Source organism: Kitasatospora sp. NPDC043949, from assembly GCF_056435365.1.
Genome location: NZ_JBWKEQ010000040.1, coordinates 1 through 3,334, shown reverse-complemented (window position 1 = coordinate 3,334; position 3,334 = coordinate 1). Strand labels below are relative to the sequence as shown.

The window sequence follows — 3,334 nt, the reverse complement described above, 5'->3', positions numbered from 1 at the left end:
GCCTGGGAGGGGGGGGGTCGACCGGGGGGTGGTTTTCGGGTGGTTCTGGTGGTGGGGGGGGTGGAGGTGGGTTCTGGGCCCCTGTCTCCCCCCCCCAGACCCCCCCCCCAACCCCACCAGGAGCAGTACCGGTGATCCGACCGGGCTACACGGGGGTGTTGATGACGGAGACCATGCCGAAGTGGTGGTGGGCGATGGAGAGGTCGCCCTGGGTGTCGCCGCCGGTGGGGGTGATCATGGCGGAGGAGACGGTGTACTCCCTCGGGCCGCCGCTCTGCATCAGGTAGGGGATGCCGATGGTGGCGGGGGTCTGCGGTCCGAGGGCGCCGAGCCCCGGGGGGACGGAGAGCCGGTAGACGGAGGGGATGGCGGGGTCGTTGTTCTCGTAGAGCGCGGTGAGGCCGGGTGGGCGGCCGGTGGTGGGGATCTGGGTGTAGAAGGGGGTGGAGAAGGTGAAGTTCGCGGGGCTCTGGGTGCCGTCGAACAGGGTGCCGGCGCCGTTGTAGAAGTGGAACGGGACCTCGGCCGACGCGCCTCCGGCGATCAGGGGGAGCTGGGGGGAGGTGAAGTAGAGGTTGGCGTTGCCGGGGGGTGGGGCGCCCAGGCTGGAGCGGACGAAGCCGAACTCCCACACGTTGCGGGTCAGATCGCTGTCCATGTCGGTGGTGTTGTTCGCGTCGGTGGTGAAGATGGCCCGGCCGATCGGGGGGATGTTGGGGGCACCGGGCAGCAGGGCGAAGGTGACGGGAACGGTCACGGCCGTGTTCGCCGGGAAGCCGTTGAACGAGACCTGGATGACGGAGGGCACGTCGGGCGCGTTGTTCTGGTACAGCCAGCGGGAGGTGCCGCCGCTGACGGACGGCAGCGTCGCGACGTTGGCGTAGAACGGGGTGATGACCTTCAGCGACACCGGTCCGGTGGCCGCGGTGCTGCTGAAGTTGCCGATCGTGACCTGCACGGTGGCCGTCCCGCCGCCCATGTAGGTGCCCGCGTCCGCCGAGCAGTACAGGTTCACGCTGTTGAGCGCGTCCGGCCGACGGGTGGCACCTGCGGGGGCCACGGACCGGTCCTCGGCTGCGGCTGCGGCTGCGGCTGCGGCTGCTGCTGGCGCGGCTGCGCCCAAGCCCACCACGGCCGCACCCAGTCCTGCTGCCCTGAGGAGGCTTCGGCGTGCCACCGGTGTTGCCCCCGGCCCGCCGGACTCGTCCTCTTCGCGGATTCCATCGACCATGTCTGCGCCTCCATCGGCACGTAGCGGTGAAGCGGGCTTCCAGCCCAGTGGTTCGTACTCTGACATGTGGTCATGTCGCAGGGCGGTCAACGCGCTTGACGGCATCCGGTCCGCCACTGTGCCGGAGTCGACGCGGCAACGGTGCACGCCTTCCGAGCAGTGGCCACAGGAATGGCGCGCCCCCGGGCGTCGGATGTTGCCCGGGGGCGCGGGAGCGCGTGCTGTGCGCTCAGAGCGAGGCGAGGCTGAAGTCCACCTCGTGTTTCCCGGTCAGGGCGGTCACCCCGGTGTCGCAGGAGCCGGTGATGCCGGACAGGTCGAAGCTGCCCTGGTAGCTGTTGAGGGGCAGGAGGGTGCTGGTCACGTCCGTGATGCCGGTCTCGTCGTTGGTCACCTCGCTGCCACCCGAGTTGCCCTTCTCCCCGCCCTGGAAGGAGACGGTGGTGCGGCCGAGGTTCCTGTTGTTGACGTCGTACCAGGTGAAGGTCGCCGTTCCGGAGAAGGGATGGTAGGACACGCAGGAGAACGTCCCGGTGCCGACCGAGGAGATCGTGCCGTGGTCGACGTTCGAGTTGGTTCCGGCGGCGCTGTAACAGTCGTCGAGACTGCCTTCGACCGTGTACGAGTTCGATGCCGCCGCGTCGGTCACCGGGTTCTTGAACGTCAGCGTCACCGGCCCTGAGCAGGTCAGGTCCTTCAGTACCTCCGTCGCGTGCGCGGACCCGGCCGCCCCCGGGATCGCTACGGCCAGCAACCCGCCCGCGACCGCCGCCACCATCAGACGCCTCATCGTGTGCTCTTCTTCCTGTTCGTCGGTGTCGTGCCTTGGCGCCAAGAATCCCCGGTACTCGATCAACCGGTACATGCGCGCTGTCGGCGCACTCCGTGTCTCATCCGGACAGGCGTACCCAGTCGACCGAGAAGCCTTGCTGCCGTTCGGCTGTTCGTCTACGTGCGCGAGCCCGGGGTGCAGCGGGGCGGGCGGGCCCGGTGGCCGTTGCCGGCGCCCCGCTGAGGGCGGGCCGGGTCACCCGATCTCCCCTCCGGCGTCGCGGGAGAACCGCGGCCGCAGCACTGTTTGAGCATGAGCTACGACCATGGGGTGACGGCCGGAGCCCGTGTGAGGCCTGCCCGCCCCCGGAGGGTGCGTGCCGCCCTCGGTTCCGGATGCCTCGCGGGGGCGCTGGTCCTGCCGGTCGGCGTCGCCGCGCCCGCCCGGGACGCGACCACCCGGACCTTCACCACCGACGCCACGTTCACCGTCCCGGACGGTGTCACCGGCATCACCGTCACCCTCGTCGCGGCGGGTTCCGGGGGAGGCGGCGGGGGCGGGGGAGGTGGCACCGGCCTTTTCAAGAGCGGCGGCGGGGGCGGGGCGGGAGGCGGCGGCGGGGGAGGCGCCCGGGTCACCTGCACCCTGGCCGTCACCCCTGGCGACGTGCTGACCCTCACCGTCGGCACCGGCGGAGCCGGTGGGGCGGGAGGCGCTAGCGGTGAGGAGGCCGACCCGGGTGCCGACGGCGGTGCCGGGGGCGCCGGGGGCCGGTCCACTCTCACCGGCGGCGCAGCCGTCCTGGTAGCCGTGGACGGCGGGTCACGGCCCGGGGGCGGGGGCGCGGGCAGCGTGCTCGGAGGCGCCCGGGGCGAGGGAGGCCACGGCGGAGGGAGCGTCCCCGCCTCCGCCTGCAAGGGCGGAGGGCCCAGCGGCACAGGCGGATCCGACGGTGACCTCGGCGCCGGTGGTGAGGAAGGCGTCGACGTGACACCGGCCACCGTCGGCGAGACCGTCCCCGGCAGCACGGGCGGCGTGGGCGGCGAAGGCGGTGCAGCGGGGGCTCCTGTGCCGGCCGCCTGCCCCGTGGGCACCGGCGACGGCGGGGACGGCGGGGACGGCGGCGACGGCCAGGACTACGTCGGCAACTTCGACGACCCCCAGACCCCCGGCGAGGACGGCACCGCGGGCACCGAGGGCGGCAGCGGCTGCATCACCCTCACCTTCTAGAACAGCGGGCCGGGGGGGGGGGGGGGGGGGGGGGGGGGGGGGGGGGGGGGGGGGGGGGGGGGGGGGGGGGGGGGGGGGGGGGGGGGGGGGGGGGGGGGGGG

Annotated in this window: 3 protein-coding genes; 1 reads left to right on the top strand and 2 read right to left on the bottom strand. The window is 72.9% G+C overall.

The window, feature by feature from the left end; translation table 11 throughout:
• Positions 1-145: 145 nt before the first annotated feature.
• A complete protein-coding gene (locus tag AC07AL_RS27730) occupies positions 146-1,060 on the bottom strand; it encodes a hypothetical protein (protein ID WP_363630880.1) in 915 nt (304 codons plus the stop codon).
• Between the two features lie 400 nt (positions 1,061-1,460).
• A complete protein-coding gene (locus AC07AL_RS27725) occupies positions 1,461-2,021 on the bottom strand; it encodes a hypothetical protein (protein ID WP_363630882.1) in 561 nt (186 codons plus the stop codon).
• A gap of 294 nt (positions 2,022-2,315) precedes the next feature.
• Between AC07AL_RS27725 and AC07AL_RS27720 the strand changes: the two genes are divergently transcribed.
• Positions 2,316-3,233, top strand: coding sequence for a hypothetical protein (locus AC07AL_RS27720; RefSeq protein ID WP_478318567.1), 918 nt, complete (start codon positions 2,316-2,318; stop codon positions 3,231-3,233).
• The last annotated feature ends 101 nt before the right edge of the window (positions 3,234-3,334 follow it).

Coding starts and splice junctions, on each gene's coding strand:
- AC07AL_RS27725 (WP_363630882.1), bottom strand. CDS start 2,021: ATGAGGCGTCTGATGGTGGCGGCGGTCGCGGGCGGGTTGCTGGCCGTA.
- AC07AL_RS27720 (WP_478318567.1), top strand. CDS start 2,316: ATGAGCTACGACCATGGGGTGACGGCCGGAGCCCGTGTGAGGCCTGCC.